The following is a 1,443-nucleotide window of genomic DNA, read 5'->3' on the forward strand; positions in this document are numbered from 1 at the left end:
GCCCTAGTATGATCCTGGTTTTCTAATTTTAATAATCGAATCTTTATTTACTTCAATTAGTATTCCGGACCTATATTTGACCGGATTTTTTAAATCTAAAAAATAGTATTTTTCCCAATTTTTAATCTTATTCGCAATTTCTACAGCTATTTCCTCAAATTTAGTTCTTGGTTTCTGTGGTTCATTTTTGAATTTATTCATATCGAAAATTGTATCAATAACTTCAAATTTTCTTTCATTTCTGGGAACTAAATTAGCTCTTTCTAATCTTCCTCTTTCATTTACATCTACCCAGATAAAAGCAAAATTAGATGGATCAAATTTATTCTTTTTATATAGTCTTTCGATAGAATCGGTATTTGTAATTGGATTGCCGATGTGATTATAGCGATATTTCGTGAGATCTAATTCATTTCCATTGTTCAATACTTTTTGTTCTTTAGGATATACTTTTAATCTACCTAAAGGTTTACTGTTTGAACAATAAAATTGAAAACTTAATTCTCCATCGATTTTCTTTGCATAAACTAACCATTTTTCGGCTTTTTTGGCAGTCCAATAGCAAGAAGAATATAGTCCTGTTACTTCTGCTTCTGAATTTAGTCGAAATTTTAACTGTTTTGGATTGTCTCCATCTTTATAATGCTTACTTACCTCAAATGTTATTGTATTGGTTAATGAATCTGACGCATATACTTTTTTAATAACCTTTCCTTCAAAGACATAAGTGGATTTGTAAAATTCAATAGCTGGTTTTGCTGTATCGCAACTACAAGCAAAGCTTTTTATAGTTGTGAAAATGAATATTATGAAAATTAATCTTGTTCTCATATTAGGGCTAACGGTTACGGTTAAGGGAAGTAGCGTGTAGGGAAGAGCTAGCTTATCGGTTTAACCAGGTTTGATTTGGACTTCTAAAATATAGAAATTTAGCTAAACCCGAGCTATTTTCTTTAACCGATGTTACCTTTTGTTGCGACACGCCCGAGTAAGTACGGGAGATTAGCCGTTTTATTTTCTTAGTCAGCCTTTTCTTGTAGAAATTTAGAGTTTGAGTGAGTAAATAATAAGTATTAATTCTCTAAAATTTTTTTCTTTTTCTATATCTTCCTGTAATAGTTAATCCCAATCCTAAACCTAATATGATTCCAGAGAGAATATCAAATTTTTCATCTTCTAAAAAATACATCGTAGCTATCCCTATTGTGATTAATATTATTCCATTAATTCTTACGTTATTCATTTTTGTTGAAGTGTTTATTTTCTCCTATTTACCTTCCAAAGTTCTCTATTTTTTTAAGAGTTTTAGTCCGTCCTAGTTAGTGTCCGTTTTATTTTTTGTTTTCATTTTACTAAAATCAAACTTTTAGTTCCTCTTTTAAAAGTCCGGATTTGAGTAAGTTTTTCTTATTAATGTTCTCTTTTTCTGTCCGGAGCAATAAA

General features: G+C 29.7%; 2 protein-coding genes. Both read right to left on the minus strand.

The window, feature by feature from the left end; translation table 11 throughout:
• Positions 1-3: 3 nt before the first annotated feature.
• Positions 4-831, minus strand: coding sequence for a hypothetical protein (locus RM539_RS19800; RefSeq protein ID WP_311505151.1), 828 nt, complete (start codon positions 829-831; stop codon positions 4-6).
• Positions 832-1,081: 250 nt separating this feature from the next.
• Positions 1,082-1,243 (minus strand): hypothetical protein, encoded by a 162-nt coding sequence (locus RM539_RS19805; RefSeq protein ID WP_311505152.1) that lies wholly within the window; start codon positions 1,241-1,243, stop codon positions 1,082-1,084.
• Positions 1,244-1,443 lie beyond the last annotated feature (200 nt).

Origin of the sequence: Autumnicola musiva (assembly GCF_031846585.1) — a bacterium.
GTDB lineage: Bacteria > Bacteroidota > Bacteroidia > Flavobacteriales > Flavobacteriaceae > Autumnicola > Autumnicola musiva.